This is a genomic window from Vibrio nomapromontoriensis, assembly GCF_050337205.1.
GTDB lineage: Bacteria > Pseudomonadota > Gammaproteobacteria > Enterobacterales > Vibrionaceae > Vibrio > Vibrio nomapromontoriensis.
On sequence record NZ_JAKJSS010000009.1, the window covers coordinates 248,726 to 264,805 of the forward strand.

Consider the following 16,080-nt stretch of genomic DNA (forward strand, 5'->3'; position numbering starts at 1 on the left):
ATGGTTGTTACGCGAGTGCTGGCTATTGGGTCGAATCAAAAGGATAGCGATCTAACCCGTTACTTACTCCATCTTCATCACTATCATTAAAGATACCGTCTACCGGGCTTGCTCCCCATTCTGCAAGTGGACGATTAATCGCTTTGGATACCGAAATATTGTCAAAATAGATCGTTTTAGGGCTTCGAATTTCGGTATACATGCCAAATTTCATATAACCGTCGTTGCCAACCAGTAACGTTTTGCCTGCTCGATCAAGTTTCAACTCACCATTTACCCACACTTTAACATGACCATCATCTCCAAGTGATTTCTTGAAATACACACGAATATCAGTCCATGTATCTTGCGGTGCTGTACCTAGGTCTACGACGGGTTGACCACTTGAATGGTACGTAACTGCAAACTTACCATCGTTACTTAACCTGATCGCCGCATGAGGCCCTGAACTAAATGATTTCCACTGAGTAATGATTACGGAATATTTTGTCACAGTTTGCCATGATGCATCGGGACGAATACTGGCACTATAAAAGGATTCCTCCCCAGGTGAGAAACGGTAAATACTGCTCATAAACGCGGCTTCAGAGCGATAGGCTGGCGGTTCACCAAACACTTTTAGGACCCGGTTCCCCGTCCTTGCCCATGGCACGGCTTGTGTTTCGTAGTAATGGTAACTGGCTGGCTCCTTAGTGAGGGAATCGAAACTACTGGAAAAAGAAGGGGTAAGTTCTCCTGGCAATTCAGAGTGTAGGGTCCCATTCTCCCAACCCGCGGTGTAAATTGGAGCTGCATCTTCTATAGGAGTGGTACGGTTTACTTGAATATCAACAACAGCTGAAGCTGAATGGTTAAATCCATCATCAACAAAGTAACTAAATTCATCCAGACCAACAAAGCCTGTGTTAGGCGTATATAGAACGTGCTCATTTGTGACCGTTAGCGTGCCGTAACGAGGTTCGCGGTCAATGATAATTTGTAGTTCATCTTGCTCTGGATCGACATCATTACCCAATACGTCACACAACAGCTGTTTATTTTCCAGTCCATCACAGGAGTCAGGAACGACCATCGTCACTTGGTTTTCCCAGCGGTTAGGATCAAGGGGGTAGTCGTCCATGTCGTCATTGACACCATCGCCATCATCATCAAGATCTTGATTGTTGCCAATCCCATCTTGATCGGTGTCGAGCCATTCGTTGGGGTCGTTTGGGAAGGCGTCTTCTGCATCGACGATACCATCTCCGTCAGAGTCTTTAGATAAAGGTGAAAGCTCAAATTGCAATTTATCGACTCGTACCGAACCATCTATCGCATGTAGTGTGAGGGTGTGCTTACCCTGTGTGAGATAGAGCGTTTGCGGTGTAGTTGGTTCAAATTCGCGAACAATTTGGGTAGTGGATAAGAAAGGTAGGTGAGCGAGAACGGTGTCACCTTCAGTGAGCTCGAGTCTTTTTGGTGTGCTGGCGGTGGAGCCTAGCCAGGCAGAAAACTCATAATATGCCCCTTCCGGTACCTCTACGGTGTAGTTCATCCATTCATTACGGGCAAACCAACCTACATGAAGATTACCGGAATGGTTTGAGATATCGATTTCGTCATTACGGTAGTTCTTACCTCCACGGTTTTCTTCTGTGGTGTCAAAGAATGCGATACCTTGACCACCCAAGTCATAATCCTCAGCTTCTATAATCGTAGGAAGCTGGTGAATGGGTAAAGCATGTTTAGACGGATCCCATGGATATACATCATCACTATCAATGATGCCGTCCCCATCGGTATCTAGTGTATTCGCGCTTACCGCGAATGATGTCGTTAAAGGGGCAAAAATCATGGCGGATCCAGCAGCAATATAAAGTAGGGAAGCAAGCCGATTTTTATTTTTTAATGGTGTCATGGCATATCCTCGTTTAATTCCAACCACGATGTACTGCACAACCAAATGTTGCGGCAGTTCATCGCTCATTTCTAATGTGATTAGGCGGCGAAAATGTGAATTAATTGAGTGCACTCATGAACAAGGTAGTGAATTTGGTATTAATATCAAACTAATGTCATATTTATGCAGTGAATGTGTTCTGTGCAAGATGAAGTGTTTTACCGATTAAAAGATAGTTCTGTCATTAAGGTGGTGTTTATACAATGTAATTATAATTGACTAATATTATTAAAGGCTTGATGCATTATATTACTTGTGTAATCAGGAGGTCATTGCTAGCTAAATGCGTTCTGTATTTAAGTTAATTATTATAAGTGCCGCCTTTGTGGTCAGATAGCTGGCAAACTCTTTGTTTGACAGGCTGTCCCTATAATATGTTGATTTTTACCGTAAACTTATAGCGTGAGTGAATAAGTTGGTGTTTTGACTTCATATTGATAATTTTGAAGCAGGATCGCACCGGATTAGCCTAGCGGTGGTTGTACCAGTTTGATATGCTATCTCTAACGTGGAGGGGCACTATGAAGTGGAAAGTGGTCGTTGCGCTAGGCGCTGTATTAACCTTGTTAGGGTGCAGTAAACCCGATGCCGAGCCAACAAAAAGTGAGCTATCAAATCATCAAAGCCAACAGGTCGTCATTGTTCATGGCTTAGGCCGTAGTGCTTGGTCAATGCAGACGATGTCAGATCTGGTTTCAAAACAAGGTTATCAAGTGTGTGTGGTCGACTACCCAACGCTCCGCCGATCAATCGATGAGACTTTGCAACAAAGTGCTAGCGCGATTTCAGATTGTATTACGCAATTTGAGCAAGCAGACTTTGTTCATACTAATCAATCAAAAACGCATTTTGTTGGTCACTCGTTAGGTGGGCTTATGATTCGCTCGTATTTAGCTAATCACCCCGACTTTGTCTCATCTAAAGAGATGGGAGAGGTGGTGTTTTTAGGCACACCTAATCATGGTAGCGATGTCGCCGACTTTTTTGTGGACAATGGTTTGTTGTCATTGTTAGGTGAAACGGCCACGTCATTGACCACGGATCCAAACAGCTTTCCAAATAGCCTGCCACAGCCTAACTATGAATTTGGTGTCATTGCAGGGACACAGAGTTATCCCGTTTTTAGTGGTATGTTTGATAATTCTAATGATGGGCTAGTGTCAGTTGAGTCGACCAAACTGGAAGGCATGAAAGATTTTGTTGAAGTGGACATTAAACACGACAAGCTAAGACGAGATCCTTACGTGACACGCCTTATCTTAAGCTTTATCTCAACCGGAACGTTTGACGCTTCTTAAAGGTCACAATATTGCTCCGCTGAATCAGTAAATCATGAGGGGAGTTAAACTCCCCATTGTGTTCATGAAGATAATTCACTGTGATACCTGAATGAAATTGATATAACTAAAGTACCCCAAGGAAGAGGGAGTACGACATGGAGTTATTGATAAAACTGGAATACATTGCCTTGCAAATCTGGGCAATATTTTTGATAAAAGCGCTACTGTTTGGTTAGCGTGGTATAAGTAGCGTTTGAGTATCCTATTTTGGGTTCTCGTTCGATACGGCGCTACCTATCTCCCCCTCGGCTCTATGTCTTATAAGTGCCACTCTGCTGGATAGGCTGTTACTTGGTTTTGCCCCAAAGTGAGCTAGAGTCGGATTTAACCTAATCTCAACTCTTGCGGTGTGGCTTACTTTTTCTCATGCTTAGAACTCTAAATTTGTGGCCAAATTTGCTAGTCCACTCCAACCCTGAAACGGAAGTATTGCAGATGTACATGTCATCAGACAACTACAACCTAAACTACCGCACCCACCCCAAAATAAGGTTGAAATGAACAGTTGCTAACATCTTGGGATTACTTTTCAGTTGCGGCAGTCACTTACGACTTGGTCACAGTCAGATCAGGTTCGACTAGTGAAGCGACAAGTGTTTCGTACCATTCTGAGTAATGCTTAGTCCTAAACTCACGAGCCCTTGTTTTGTCTTTGCTATGAATATGTTCCGAAATCTCGCTATTTAATAATAATTGATTTACTAATGACATCCTCCCGACTAGGGATAGACAATAGGTTATTTGATTGGCGAAAGTACGCTTTCTAAACACGTGCATAAACTTATCAAATAGTTGTTCATCTTTAGTTTCAGTGTGTTGTAACTCGTTATCGAAGGTAAAATCATACTCTTCGGAGTAACTATGCATATCTCCGGAGTAGTAAAGACTATGGATATCAGCTACTAGAGGTTGATTTATAAACTCAAAGACTTCTTTTTCATTTTCAGCAAGCCAAATAGATCTATTCCTATTGAAATCTAAAATACTATTTGGTGTAGGTTTTGTTGAATCTGGTGCGTTAATAGCCTTTTGGTAAGACAACCAAAGATTCATGACCCAAAGTATATCATCATCAGATGCAGCCCTTAACGGCAACTCAATACCAATTTCATAGCTGAGTTCTCGATTTTCCTGAATTTTATCACAAGCGCGGGAGAACTCTCTTTTCGTCAAGTTCTTATGTTTCATCCATGTGGACTTTACTGCAAGAAACTCGTCTTTACCCCAGTTTTTGCGAGGTGGTAGTTTTTTAGCCAGTTGAAGTAGGTTGTAACGGGACAATTTCGCAGTGTACGTATTCAACTTGTATTCATTTTCAAGCTCGGTGAAAAGGTCAAAGTGTTTTGCAATAGCATCTTTTAGAGATGAAAGCTGAATGCCTACACGACCAAGGTCAATTGTTGAGTACTCAGTAAGGTGCTTAATACTTTGGTTGCTAAATGCATACCTAAATGTTTGCCCAGTTGGGTCGATTTTAGCCCAAGGGTTTACCAACTTACCCAGGTCAATTGTCATACCATCTAATCGGTCATCAAACCCTAGTACCAAAGAAGTGTATTTTTCCCAGATAATGCCGAGGTCGTGAGAGCCAGCATAATCAAAACTGTGGTGTTCACCCTTCATCTTGTACAGCTCTATCAACTCACTAATGAGCTGCTTGATGCTTAATTCAATTCCATGACGTATGTTAAAGCAAATAGGGTACACCATATAGTCGGGCGAGGTTTCTTCCAATAATCGCTCATCGAGTAAAGATTGGGCTGCGATTAGAAATCCGGTAGCATATGTTCTCTGTGTTGGACGTCCGTTATTGCCAACACATGCACTCAAGTACCAGTCATGGCGACCCGTTTCGACACCTTCTAGAAAATCTATCATTGAAAGTCTTAATATCCCCAAATCATATTAGCTGTTATAACACCGCATGGATATGATGTTGACGCTTGCTTTTCATCATGTTCCATATCAAAAATTATTTTGAGTTTACAACATTATGAGCTCTATCTGTATCTGTAGTGGTTGAGTTGATTAAGCCAGCTGATAAGAGGTTTGACCGTACTTAAGGTTATGCGAAATATATCGAATTAAGTATCAGCTCTTGCATAAGCCAGTACGGCTTAGATTAGTTGATAAGTGTGAATTCATTCTTCTGTCTTCGAGAAGTGACTAAAGGGCCATATATGGTCTCCTCGCTGATTGCAGGGCATTGGTGACCAGTTTAAAGTAGGAGTAAAAAGGCGGATACTGAACATAAAAGTGTTAGCTATGTAGTGTTTTTTAACTATAAATAAGCGAAAACAACATACGCCTACTAGCCTAATGGGTCACATGGAATGTTAAGTAGGAATCAGGTCTTGTTCGTCAAATAGGATGAGCAATGACTGATATGGAAGATGAAAAAGATAAAATTATTGGTTACTTTTGCCTGTCTCTTTTGGGTTGTAGGTAGTATAAACGGCTGTAGTAAAGCAGCGCCAACACCAGAATGGAAACTATTTAAAGGTGACTATCAATGGCAGCTATTTATGCCAATTTCGGCCGTGCCTTTGCAGAATACATCGACACCAACCAAATCGCTTTATAAGGCTTACGACCAAGAAATAAAACGCTGGGTTGATAATACACTCTATAGCTGTTTCGAATATAAAAGTCGTTTTAATGACTGTCAGTTTACCGAATATAAGACTTGGAACTTATGTGATGCCTCCTATCAAAAATCAATTTATTTTGGCTACGGTTATGACCGCCTAGTTTCTGTGCTCAATGATTACTACGTTAATGGGGTTCACCAAGCAAGTTATACTTCGTTGTTAGAGTATAACGGAAAGAAAAGGTGGCATGATACTACAGTGATTTTGGGACCTAGAGTTCATGGCGCTAGGATAACGAGAATCTCAGAGTTCAATCAGGATTGTACAGTAAAAATTGGAATGACAGTTGAAGCAGTAATGAACTGGGAATATGCGTATATCGATAAGAAAAACCAGAAAACCATCTATTATGAGCCAGCTGACGATAGAATAGAATACGAAATTTCACGGAATTATACGGCACATAAAGATATGTTTGCGCCATTGTCAGAAAAGCAGCTCAAAGACTATGTTATACATACGAAAAACAAAAGTAAGAGTATTAATACAAGCGGTTACCGTTATCATGCGATTAAGAATCTCGACATTGTAGCTAAAAGAAATAATCAAAAATATGCACAGGTGTCTTCAACGTACCTGCATAAATTGGATAGCTTATACTCTCAAAATGACCCTGAAATGTACGATGGAGAAAACGTCCTAATTACATTGAATAATTCTGTCGTGGGAGCGACAAATACAGCTTTGGGGATGGTTGCAGAGGTAGGCAGTGCATATGCCGCTAATTCATCGTCATATTCTTCTAGCTCTTCAGGCGGCGCGGGGAAAAGCTTAGATCAAATGATGCAAGAGCAGCGCCTGTTGCTCAATGATGCAGTTCAAAAATCCCAAGTACGATCAACCAAGACAGGTATGCAATCAAATGTGTCCACTTCAGTGGCTTCTACGCACTCTCCATCTAAGAATGCGAGTTCGAAAAGTACACCTGTGGTCGTCTCATCTGCATCAAAGTCTACCACTAATAATCATTCGGTAGCGCGTAATAGTAAGAGTTCAGCTAGCACGAAGAGTGTTTCAGCAAAGACTTCTAAGGATACTGGTAAATCGAAAAAAGTAGAGGAAAAGAAACGTCGAGCGTTTGCCGTGCTATGGCGTGACAAGCAAAATGAGAACTGGCTGGTCGATGGTCCTATACAAAAAGGGTTGACTGAGTACGCCTCAGAAAGAGAAGCGTTGGATATTGCCTGCCCCGGGTCGGACACTGAGTTTCGGTATATGGAAACATTCCAAGGTTACCGAGTTTATCAGTGTACGGGCCGTCCTTTAGAGAGTTGGGATAGGGATATTCCACAAATCTATGCTTTGCCGGGTAAGTTCCATCTATAGCGGCTGATGTAACCAGCGCGGAATGGTAATGTTACTTTCATCGGAAGAGCCGTCGGTAGCTCTTCCAAAAACACACCGAAAGTAATGAGGCTCTCTTAACTGGTTACCCTAACCACAATACCAAGCCATTACTTACAAGCCTTTACCACAAACTCGGATTTCCCTCTGCCGTTTTGCTCGCTTTACCGCTAGAATACCCCCATCACAACCCACTCATTTTCCGAATTAATAAGGAATGCCATGAGCAGCCAAAACACACTATCTAGCGATATAGTGATTGTTAGTAACTCTTCCGATAACCCATTTGCCATCGATGTCGCCTATGCGATGGGGCAGCATGAAGACATTTCAGATGTCATCAGTATGAAACACTTCATGAACACCGAATTTTGCCCTCGCTTCATCTCTGATGAAGACGATATGGACAATATCGGCAATAGTTTAGACGGTAAGACTGTCGTCATCGTCAGTACCGGCAACTTGGTTACTAGTCGTCAAGAGTTGGCGATGCATAACTTTATTATTGCTCGCGCAGCTAAAGAAAATGGTGCCAGTCGTGTGGTGTTGGTGGAGCCTGATCTGTTTTTCTCTGCTCAAGATCGTGGTGCACGCCCAGGGCTTGGCGACACAGGTGGTGAGCGTTCTGCTTCGGACATTAAGAAATTTGATGGTCAGCCGTTTACCGCACAATTGTATGCGCAGTTATTAAAGCTGTCTGGCGTTGATGATGTGGTAACGGTACATAACCACTCTGATTCGGTACAGAAGATGTTTGGCGATGTGTTTGGTGGACGTTTCTATAACCTCATTCCTTATCAGATTTACGCGCACTACCTGCTTAACTCTAACATGTTGAACTACGGCCCAGACGGTGAGGGTTTGGTACTTTGTGCGCCAGACAAAGGGGCGCGCGACTTTGTCAAAGAGATGTACAACAGAATTGGTTTGAGCAAAGCCAAATTCATCATGTTGGATAAAGAGCGTACCGCTGAGCGTAAAGTGGAAATCACCCTGCACAAAGAGAGTGAAGATACTTTCGAGGGGCTGGAAAAATCGAGCATTGTACTGTTTGACGATATGGTGCGCACTGGCTCAACCGTGGTGAAATCGTGCCAGTTCCTACAGCAGCTTAAACCTGAGAATATGGTGTTTACGGTTTCACACTTCTATGCCAGTACTGAAGGGCGTGAGCGTATGTCTCACCCAGCACTGGGTGAGATTTTAACATTGAATACCATGCCAACTATCCTTAACCGCGACGAGCAAGGCCGTCTGCGTAAGAAGATGGTGGTGTTAAAAATCGAGAAGTACTTGGCACAGGAACTCAGTAAGATTTTAGCGATACCGCAGCGCTCAGAAGAAGAAAACCCATATAAGATAGATATGTCCTCTAAGAACCCGCGTTTTCAGCGCAAGATTTGGTTCTCTGATCAGTTATCTGAGCTTAAAGGCTAATTGACGTAACATATCGACGCAACATGATCCAGTGAGAAAGCCTCTGCTATCTTTTTGTCGATGTACCGTTTTGAACCGCTGTTACTTTTTTACGTCTAAGGCGTGTCAAAACTAAGCGGCTTACTCGACATGATCTCCCACAATATGGGAGATCATGTCGTTATGATTATTTCAATAATTTAGCAATTAAACCTGAGCCATCCCAATACAAATCGCACCCCATATACTCATCTGTGACCAGTTACTAAAATCTCTCTAATGCATAAGCTTGGAGCAGTTCTTGATCGGCGCACCCACAAATCATGTCTTTTATAAATTGCCCTGAAAAACCTGCCATGGTTAGCCCTAGGTGGCCATGACCAAAACAGGTGCTCACGCGTTGCATTTGAGAGAGGCGACCTATTACGGGAATACCATCAGGTGAAGAGTGGCGTACCCCTACCCATTTTGAGCGAACCTTTGTTGGCTGCGAAAACAACTCTTGGCTCCACGTTTCAAGCAGCTGATGGTGCTGATCCCTTGCGTTACGTGCGCCATCTGCAAACTCAGTAGTACCTGCCAAGCGTATTGAATCAGACATAGGGGTGGCAAAAAAATACTTACCTTGCCAGCCAATAGAGCGATTCACTTCCAGCTCGGCCTTTTCCAATTCGATGTGGTAACCCCGCTCACTTACTACTGGAACTTGAATGTCATGTTGCGCTAACAGCTGGTTGGTACCAATCCCAGCGCACAGTACCAGCTCATCACCTTTAAACTGCTGGTGAGTGGTTTCTAGCCAAACTGATTGACCATCTTGCTCAAACGCTACAACTGATTCCTCAACATAGGTAAAGTTCCGGTTTAAACATAGGCTGCGAAAAAGTGCCTCTGCGTGCTTTTCAGGGCTCAATAAGCTTTGAGTTTGAGGGTGAAATACCCCTCCGATGACCCCATCTATATTCACACTTGGTTCTAACGTACCTACCGTTTCTTTAGAAACAAACTCACACTCTATGTCAAACTTCCTCTTCTGCTCGACAATCTCGATAAGGTCGGCTTCAGTTTCTTGGCTGTCTTTATAGAGATGCAAACAACCATTTTTCAAGACCAAATCATGTAGGTTTAGCCGCTCTATCTGCTCAACGTGAGCCAGCATAGAGAGTGATAACGTTTTTGAGAGCACCTTTTGGTTTCGTGCATAGTTTTGGTTTGATGCTGATTTTACAAACCGATTTCCATAACGTACAAATTTGTGAATATCTCGAATATCTAAACTCACACCACTGCGTCTATTCGTTAGTAGAGCTGGTAGCTTACGTAGCGTATCCATGTTCGCGAGTGGTGAGTTAGCATAATCAGCGATTAATCCGGCATTGCCAAAAGAAGTTTGACTACCTGGTGAGTTTTTATCAACCAGTATGACATCATGACCATCGTGAATTAGCGCATCACATACTGACAGCCCAATAACACCTGAACCTACAACAATTATCTTGCTCATCTGAACATCCTAAATTTTAGAGGGGAGCGCGCAACAGATGCTGCGCGAACGAGCTTAGTTTTCTTTGTAAAATGCGATGGCTTTCACTGCGATATAGAACACAGTGAGCATGGAGATGACAACTGAACCATAAACCGCAATGTTATATAACATCATGAGCTTTCCCCTTTCTTAGTATTACTTGTCATTAAATTAGGCTTTTCACTGAAAAGGTTGATTGACGTAATAAACACAAAAATGTTTCCGATTACGCCAGCGATGAGAGCAGACAGCCCCGTAATAGCCTGTAGATCCCAAGGCCCCCATTTCCAGCAAGACGTTACGATAGCTCCGGTGATAATGGCGAAGATGGCCGAACGATTACATTTGATATCAAACACCACACCCGCCATAAATGGGATAAGAATCGTTGGAGCCCATAGAGCATAACTCATCAATAGGGCATCAATAATGTCCGTAGCAGTGAGTGCAAAGGCGATAGCCCCAAGACCAATCACAAAGTTAACGCCACGCTCGAGTTTTAGTTTTTTAGATTCTGGACAGTCAGGCTCATAGAAGCGGGTATAAATATCTTTAACAAACACAACTGATGCGGAGTTTAGGTAGGAGTCAGCCGTTGACATCACGACCGCCAATAATGAAGCTAATACTAAACCAGTTAGACCAACAGGCAGAGCATTGCGGATCAAGGTTGGTAACGCCTGATCTGGAGAGATATCTGGATATAGGACGAATGAGATGATGCCAATGGTTGAGCTCACGAAACAGAAAATCAAGCCAAACGCACCTGCAATCGTATAACCAATCTTTGCGTTGCGAGAATCTGGCGCAGCCAGTGCACGTTGGGTATAGGGTGGTACTAAGGTTTCACCAAGCAGGAACGCAATGAAAATGGAGAGAAAAACTCCCCAGCTATACTCTCCCATCACGGAGAAATGGAGCTCTGGGATACTCGCGACTAGGTTACTTGGCCCACCGACGAGTTCAATCCCGATATACATGGTGAGGGGTAAGAAGAAACCCAGCATAACAAATTGGATAACATCAGTTTGAATCACAGCCCACATGCCACCCATTGTTGAGTAAGCAAGCACGACGGCCATACCAATGATAATGCCTGTGAGCACGTCAACATCAAGCAAGATGTTAAATACTGTACCTATAGCTAAGGCTTGAGCACCTAAGATACCGACACAAAAGAGTAGTGAAAAGACGCCGGTAAAAATACGTGCTGGCACACCGTAGTGGTGCTCCATAATGTCCCCAACGGTATGAGCATCTTTATATTTCTTGAGTTTAGGAGCAATGAATACCCCAACAATCATGGTGGCGATTGGGAATGCCAGTGCCGCAAACATGAACGCATAGCCATGGTCAAAGGTTTGTCCGGCACGCCCCATAGATGCGCCACCACCAAGGAACGATGCTGCAAGTGTCGCAAATAAAATAGGCCAAGTGATTTTGTTTCCAGCGACAGCAAAGTCGTTACTGCTTTGTACTTTTTTAGAGCTGCGATAGCCGATATATAGCATCACAATGAAATATATGGCGATACCTGCCAAATCGAGTATATGCACAATGATCTCCTTTCTATGCTTATTTTGTGAACACTTATTAGCGCTGAAAGCAGTATTCATTATTTAACATTTAATAACAATAATGTTACATTTATATCTATATAAGTGAATTTTATATACTACTTTGGTATTGCAATGAGAACCCAGACAAAGAACCTAAGAAAATACGAAATTTTTAAGGAAGTGCTGAACGCTGGAAGCCTTTCACTGGCGGCATTGCGGCTAGAATTAACTCAGCCCGCAGTCACATCTGCGATCACGAATCTGGAGGAAGAACTCGGTTTTCCTCTTTTTAAGCGCTCCCATATTGGAGTGTCGTTAACGGCTGAGGCGGAGTTTATGTTACCTGCTGTTGAGCGCTTGTTAGCGTCAGCAAAACATTTGGAAGATGTAGCAGCGGAGCTTAAGTTTGGTCGAGCGGGAAAGATCCATATCGCTTGTATGCCCGGTTTTCCTTCAACCGTTGCCCCAAGAGTGATTGCACGTGTACTAAAAGAGAACCCAATGCTTAATGTTGCCTTTAAAATCGCACCTTCAACCCAAGTTCAAGATGGTGTGCGAACTGGCCTCTACGATTTAGGTATTGCAGAATCACCTGCGAATACCAATGAATTAATCGCTGACCGATTGGATTTTGAGTTAGTCGCAATTTATCCTAAAGGGCATAGATTTGAGCATGTAGATATCTTGAGTATTCAAGACTTTCATGATGAACCCTTCATTACTTTAGATGAACGTCACTACATCACCCACACGTTTAAGGCCTTGTGTGCTCAACAGTCGGTCAGTTGTCATGCCGTTGCCGAAGTGCACTTATTTCCATCGATCGCGGCAATGGTGAGCGAAGGGCTAGGTGTATCTTTAGTGGATATTGTCACCGCGCGGAAGTATGTAAACGACACCGATGGCCAAATTGGATTCGCCCCTATTAATTTCAGTATGCCGTTATCAGTATCATTGCTCATTGCCAAGTCTAAGCACGTTTCACGTAGTATCCATTTATTAAAAGAACCACTTTGGAGTGAGCTGACAGAGTTACAAAAAACGACGTAAAATAAATAAAGAAACGCCATAAATAGAGAGTGGTGTTTAACGTCAAGGATCCTAGAAATTGCTGCTATGTCATTGCTGACCATGATTTTATTTCTGAAGATTATCTAACGCTATTGCAAAAGACGATAGAACAAACCGGGTGAGGATAATAGGAGGTGCAGACCCATTGAAAGGCGTTAGTTGAGAAATCCATGCGCCTTTTATTGCCCAGAATCAAGCCCAGACCTATTACCCATATTGTGAAGGATTAAACCTGAGCCACCATTTTTTGCAGCAGGCCAATGATGGTTTTTTGCTCATCAGGATTGAGGCTGGAAAGCATCTGCTGATTGACTTCAACAGGTAAATGAATCACTTCGCTTTTCAGAGCGCGACCTTCAGCGGTAAGAAATATCCGAAATGAACGACGGCTTTCTGGATCAGGCTGGCGCTCAACCAGACCGAGCGTTTCAAGTTTATCAAGTGTTCGTGTTGTCGTGGAGCTTTCTACTTTTGAAGTTTGAGCGATTTCTCGCTGAGTCATCCCTTCTTTTTCCCACAAGCACATCAAGGTTGGCCACAGCGCTAACGTGAGTCCTTTTTCTTTTAAGCGCTTATCAAACTCTTTTGATGCGTGATTCGCGACAACATTTAACAGCCAGCCAAAGCTTGTTTGGCGATCGAATTTTTGTTCCATACTTACACCATTGAAATAGCAATTATTGCTATAGTAACTAATGTTGATGCTATTAGCACGAGTATTGCGCGACTATTACTGACGATATTAGGTTGCGCGATAAAGTGATTGGTTGGCACCTGTTGATAGCCAGAAAGCATTGCCCACAGTAAGGGTTTAGAGCGAAGCTTGTAGATCAAGACTGCGCCAACGTGCAGCACAATGAGCAGTGGCAGTAGATCCACTAACAGAAGGTGTGTTTGTTCTGCGCCGAAGTAGATGATCTCCGGGATCTCCACGCCAACAGCGGCTAATCCATCAAACATGCCTGCGAGAATCATGCCCGTTATGCATTGTAATAGTAAGCTGGCCAGAAGGGTAAACACCATCCAACTCCCTAGTGGGTTATGGCCAAGCTGTGTATGGCGTTCCGCTTTTAGGTAGGCCCATACTTTTTTAGGCGAGGCCATAAATTGACGAAAAAGACTGGTTTCACTTCCCACCATTCCCCAGGTGATTCGCCAAGTAACTAAAGTAAATAATGCGAGCCCTAACTGAACGTGCGGTCCGTTACCACTAATACCAGTTACCATAAGTGCCAAGAAAATAATGGCTTGGCTCCAATGGTAGAGTCGAGTTGCTAGGTCCCACACCTTAATTTTTATCATATTGGTTATCTCATTTTTCGAATGTTCAATTAATTTACACAACAATAGTTGCAATGGCAACTATTGTTGTGTAAATTAATGCTCAAGCGATAGGTAAACTCATAATATAAAGAGGCATGAGATGATTACATTGATGAAATCGAATTTGAAAATGGTTGAGGGAGGCTGCGTTTCGCAGTTGGTCACAAGATTGTTTGTTATAGCTTTAGTTGTACAAAGCTCTGCAATTAAAGCGGACGAAATCGAACAAAGACAGCAAGCTTTCAATCAGATAGAAAGTTTGACGGAGTCTGTACAGAAAACCTTAAATGGAAATGAGACAACGTGGGCAGATGTAGAAGATACATCTATAAAACTAGTTGCATATAGTGATATGCTAAATCAAGCGTTTCCAGAAAATTCGCACCAAGGAAGCCGAGCAAAACTGGATGTGTGGCAAAAACCAGAAAAGTTTAATCGGTTGATGTTAGAGATGAACAATAGCTATAAAACGTTATTGACTGCCGCTAATAACCAAGATGAAAAACAAGCGAAACAAGCGATCAAATCAGCAGAGTCGACATGTCGTGCTTGCCATCGTACCTATCGTTCTCGCTGGTAACCCTACAAAAATTGTAATGAAATAATAAATAGAGAGTAAAGTCATGAAAATAATTAAAAAATTAGTATTGAGCCTATCGATCATAGCGTTAACACCGAGTCTTTCTTTTGCGCAAGATTTCGGCGTTGAGTTGAAATGGAACACGACTGATATTTATCAAGTGCTGGAAAAAATGCCACAGCAAAAGCAAGCGTTTAAACAGTTTGTTGATAGCGGACAAGTCAAAGACATGTTTGTGACGGACAGTAAAGTGGGAGAGCAGACGACTCAGTTGCTTAGGTTTGTAATGGAAGGAGAAAGTGAGGATGATATTAGAGCGTCATTATCCGCACTTCCTCTGTATGAAGCCAACCTTGTAAAAATTAGTAATATCCAACCAATGGGAGCCAAGTGGCTAGATAAGTCACCACAGAATAATAACTACGGCCTAACGTTTACTTGGAAGTCTGGCATCGAACCATTGGAAATTGACCGAGTACTTAGTATTGATCTACAGCGTGTGATTGCGTTGAATCAGGTTGGCTCTGTGTCTTCCTCGTACATTAATACGCAGACATTGGAATCGAATGTTGTACGTCCAGTGTACTTGGTTTCTGTGTTGGCAAAAGATGCCGAGCAAGCGCTAGAGATGAGCAAACAATTTGAAGCGATTCGCCTTGGTTATGCCAGTGTTGACGTTGAACATTTAGGGCGTAAATTGGATATGACAAAGCTGTAAATATTAAGGTTAATTAAGTCGTGAAGGGCGAGGAGTTTTGGGCAATAGAAATGTGCAAAACTCCTTTGGCTAATTACGGGCTTATTTATTGACTACGTTGAACTTGGATAAACTTACTATAACGGCTTGAGTTACCGTTGCTGGAATCCTGTGAGCTGGTTGCAACACCACAGTGAATATTGTTTAGGCGGTTGCCGACAATTTGGTAGTCTGTCATCGTATCACCGTCGGTGATTTTAAGCAGTAATATCCCATCAACAATCTTCCAGTGTCCCGTTTGCGAGTCATCACTAAAGAGGTTGTTCTCAATTAAGGTGCCGTTGGGTTGCAATGTAAAATGAACACTTGAACCCTTTTCGTCAATTCTGACCCAAGTTTGTAAACTAGCTTCGAAAGCTTGTATCTTGCGGCGGTTTTTACTCCACTGAGTGAACTCCTCTTGCAGCCGACTTGGTAGATCCGGCAGACCGTTTACTTCCAGCATGACGCCGTGTTTTTCACGCCAAAACAGTTGAAAATAAAGTGATTTCATAAGTGAACGCTCGTGGAGTAATTGTGGGGGCTTACTCTGAAGCTTTGCGTGGGCGTTGTCAATAGACGGAAAAAGCAGCACT

At 42.7% G+C, this 16,080-nt stretch carries 13 protein-coding genes; 6 read left to right on the plus strand and 7 right to left on the minus strand.

Features of this window, described 5'->3' with window-relative positions; all coding sequences use genetic code 11:
* Positions 1–22: 22 nt before the first annotated feature.
* The gene (locus L4D05_RS12145; protein ID WP_428794151.1) at positions 23–1,897 is read right to left on the minus strand and encodes a heparin lyase I family protein; all 1,875 of its coding nucleotides are present in this window, start codon (positions 1,895–1,897) and stop codon (positions 23–25) included.
* Positions 1,898–2,460: 563 nt separating this feature from the next.
* On the opposite strand from L4D05_RS12145, the gene L4D05_RS12150 reads away from it, so the two are divergent.
* On the plus strand, positions 2,461–3,237 hold the full coding sequence (locus L4D05_RS12150) for an alpha/beta fold hydrolase (RefSeq protein WP_428754423.1): 777 nt from the start codon (positions 2,461–2,463) through the stop codon (positions 3,235–3,237).
* A 588-nt stretch (positions 3,238–3,825) separates the two neighbouring features.
* Here L4D05_RS12150 and L4D05_RS12155 read toward each other — a convergent pair.
* Positions 3,826–5,157, minus strand: a complete 1,332-nt coding sequence (locus L4D05_RS12155; RefSeq protein ID WP_428794152.1) for a hypothetical protein — start codon at positions 5,155–5,157, stop codon at positions 3,826–3,828.
* Positions 5,158–5,672: 515 nt separating this feature from the next.
* Here L4D05_RS12155 and L4D05_RS12160 point away from each other — a divergent pair.
* On the plus strand, positions 5,673–7,256 hold the full coding sequence (locus L4D05_RS12160; protein ID WP_428794153.1) for a hypothetical protein: 1,584 nt from the start codon (positions 5,673–5,675) through the stop codon (positions 7,254–7,256).
* A 240-nt stretch (positions 7,257–7,496) separates the two neighbouring features.
* Positions 7,497–8,711 (plus strand): phosphoribosyltransferase family protein, encoded by a 1,215-nt coding sequence (locus L4D05_RS12165; RefSeq protein ID WP_265675417.1) that lies wholly within the window; start codon positions 7,497–7,499, stop codon positions 8,709–8,711.
* Positions 8,712–8,955: 244 nt separating this feature from the next.
* On the opposite strand, the gene L4D05_RS12170 is transcribed toward L4D05_RS12165, so the two are convergent.
* Together L4D05_RS12170 and L4D05_RS12175 are read right to left on the minus strand one after the other, a co-directional pair.
* A complete protein-coding gene (locus tag L4D05_RS12170) occupies positions 8,956–10,194 on the minus strand; it encodes an NAD(P)/FAD-dependent oxidoreductase (RefSeq protein ID WP_428794154.1) in 1,239 nt (412 codons plus the stop codon).
* 152 nt (positions 10,195–10,346) lie between these two features.
* A complete protein-coding gene (locus tag L4D05_RS12175) occupies positions 10,347–11,771 on the minus strand; it encodes a sodium:solute symporter family protein (protein WP_428794155.1) in 1,425 nt (474 codons plus the stop codon).
* Positions 11,772–11,906: 135 nt separating this feature from the next.
* Here L4D05_RS12175 and L4D05_RS12180 point away from each other — a divergent pair, with 135 nt between their 5' ends.
* Positions 11,907–12,824, plus strand: coding sequence for a LysR family transcriptional regulator (locus L4D05_RS12180; protein WP_428794156.1), 918 nt, complete (start codon positions 11,907–11,909; stop codon positions 12,822–12,824).
* A 247-nt stretch (positions 12,825–13,071) separates the two neighbouring features.
* On the opposite strand, the gene L4D05_RS12185 is transcribed toward L4D05_RS12180, so the two are convergent.
* A complete protein-coding gene (locus L4D05_RS12185) occupies positions 13,072–13,500 on the minus strand; it encodes a MarR family winged helix-turn-helix transcriptional regulator (RefSeq protein WP_428794157.1) in 429 nt (142 codons plus the stop codon).
* 2 nt (positions 13,501–13,502) lie between these two features.
* Positions 13,503–14,138, minus strand: a complete 636-nt coding sequence (locus L4D05_RS12190) for a cytochrome b/b6 domain-containing protein (RefSeq protein WP_428794289.1) — start codon at positions 14,136–14,138, stop codon at positions 13,503–13,505.
* 130 nt (positions 14,139–14,268) lie between these two features.
* On the opposite strand from L4D05_RS12190, the gene L4D05_RS12195 reads away from it, so the two are divergent.
* Together L4D05_RS12195 and L4D05_RS12200 are read left to right on the plus strand one after the other, a co-directional pair.
* The gene (locus L4D05_RS12195; RefSeq protein ID WP_428794158.1) at positions 14,269–14,748 is read left to right on the plus strand and encodes a c-type cytochrome; all 480 of its coding nucleotides are present in this window, start codon (positions 14,269–14,271) and stop codon (positions 14,746–14,748) included.
* A gap of 43 nt (positions 14,749–14,791) precedes the next feature.
* Positions 14,792–15,466, plus strand: a complete 675-nt coding sequence (locus tag L4D05_RS12200) for a hypothetical protein (protein ID WP_428794159.1) — start codon at positions 14,792–14,794, stop codon at positions 15,464–15,466.
* Positions 15,467–15,551: 85 nt separating this feature from the next.
* Here the strand turns inward: L4D05_RS12200 and L4D05_RS12205 are convergent, their stop codons facing one another.
* Positions 15,552–15,998 (minus strand): hypothetical protein, encoded by a 447-nt coding sequence (locus L4D05_RS12205; protein WP_428794160.1) that lies wholly within the window; start codon positions 15,996–15,998, stop codon positions 15,552–15,554.
* Positions 15,999–16,080 lie beyond the last annotated feature (82 nt).

Coding starts and splice junctions, on each gene's coding strand:
- L4D05_RS12200 (WP_428794159.1), top strand. CDS start 14,792: ATGAAAATAATTAAAAAATTAGTATTGAGCCTATCGATCATAGCGTTA.
- L4D05_RS12195 (WP_428794158.1), top strand. CDS start 14,269: ATGATTACATTGATGAAATCGAATTTGAAAATGGTTGAGGGAGGCTGC.
- L4D05_RS12150 (WP_428754423.1), top strand. CDS start 2,461: ATGAAGTGGAAAGTGGTCGTTGCGCTAGGCGCTGTATTAACCTTGTTA.
- L4D05_RS12170 (WP_428794154.1), bottom strand. CDS start 10,194: ATGAGCAAGATAATTGTTGTAGGTTCAGGTGTTATTGGGCTGTCAGTA.
- L4D05_RS12155 (WP_428794152.1), bottom strand. CDS start 5,157: ATGATAGATTTTCTAGAAGGTGTCGAAACGGGTCGCCATGACTGGTAC.
- L4D05_RS12145 (WP_428794151.1), bottom strand. CDS start 1,897: ATGACACCATTAAAAAATAAAAATCGGCTTGCTTCCCTACTTTATATT.
- L4D05_RS12165 (WP_265675417.1), top strand. CDS start 7,497: ATGAGCAGCCAAAACACACTATCTAGCGATATAGTGATTGTTAGTAAC.
- L4D05_RS12205 (WP_428794160.1), bottom strand. CDS start 15,998: ATGAAATCACTTTATTTTCAACTGTTTTGGCGTGAAAAACACGGCGTC.
- L4D05_RS12160 (WP_428794153.1), top strand. CDS start 5,673: ATGAAAAAGATAAAATTATTGGTTACTTTTGCCTGTCTCTTTTGGGTT.
- L4D05_RS12185 (WP_428794157.1), bottom strand. CDS start 13,500: ATGGAACAAAAATTCGATCGCCAAACAAGCTTTGGCTGGCTGTTAAAT.
- L4D05_RS12180 (WP_428794156.1), top strand. CDS start 11,907: ATGAGAACCCAGACAAAGAACCTAAGAAAATACGAAATTTTTAAGGAA.